We start from the raw sequence: 1,046 nt of genomic DNA on the forward strand, positions 1-1,046 counted from the left end.
AGGCGCCCGGTGGACGGGCGGCTGCCGTCGAGGCCGGGGACGGCGTGGTGGCCGGGTGGCTGTGGGCCACGGGGATCGCTCTCGCCGCGACGGCCGTGGTCGCGGAGCTGGTGCGGCTGGCGGGGCGGGAGAGGGTCCAGGGCGCGGACGGCCGGACCCGGCGGATGGACGTTCGCCGGCTGGCTGCCTCGGTCACACCGAACAGCCGGCCGCCCGCGGGCATCGCTCCCGCGCACGCCGGCATCCTGCTCACCGACCGGGTGCGCCAGGAACACCTGGCGGCGTGGCTGCTGACCGCGGCGGCGGACGGGCATCTGACCATCAGCGGCAAGAAGAAGCCCACGCTGCACCAGGCCGGCGAGCGGCCGGAGGGCGGCGCCGCCGACCCGCTGACGGCGGAGGTGCTCCAGGCCGTGTTCGCCCACAAGCGGCGGGTCCAACTGGGCCAGTACAACACGGCGTTCGCCCTCGCCTGGAACCTGCTGCGGCACCGGCTCGAGGACTGGCGGCGCACGGGTGGCGACGGACTGTGGGAGCCGTCCGGGGAGCGGCACCGCCGGATCGCCGTGTGGGGCGGCGCGGTGGCCGCGGCCGCCGGAACGGTCGTCGTGGGGATCACGGCGACGGACGTGGCGGATCCGGGCGCGGACTGGCGGACGCCGCTGGCAGTCGGCGCGGCACTGGCCGGCGCCGGGCTCGCGGCCCTCGTCCGGGCCTGGGAACTGCGGGCACGCACCGTGCGCGGCTCTCAGCTGTGGTGTCAGGCGGAGGCCTACCGGCGCCATCTGGCCGAACCCGGACGGCACGGCTGGCAGAAGCGTGACGGGGACGAGATCGCGTGGGCCGTGGCCCTCGGCGAGGCCGAGGCCTGGACGGCCGCGGCGGCAGCGGCCGACGAGGCGAACGCGCGTGCGTCCCGTACGCGGGCACGGACGGCCACACCCGGGGACGACGCGACGCTCCGGCCCCACCTCGCCACCTACCTTCCGCCGGCGGCCGCGTCCACCGCCACCCACCAGCCGTCCGGCGGCTCGGGTTCCTCCTCG

1 protein-coding gene is annotated in these 1,046 nt (G+C 77.4%); it reads left to right on the top strand.

The genetic code is table 11. The features are described 5' to 3' along the window. The coding region (locus tag OP79_RS49005) for a DUF2207 family protein (protein ID WP_033329743.1) at window positions 1-1,046 on the top strand (1,046 nt) is incomplete at both ends.

Origin of the sequence: Streptomyces yerevanensis (assembly GCF_000716805.1) — a bacterium.
Classification (GTDB): Bacteria; Actinomycetota; Actinomycetes; order Streptomycetales; family Streptomycetaceae; genus Streptomyces; species Streptomyces flaveus.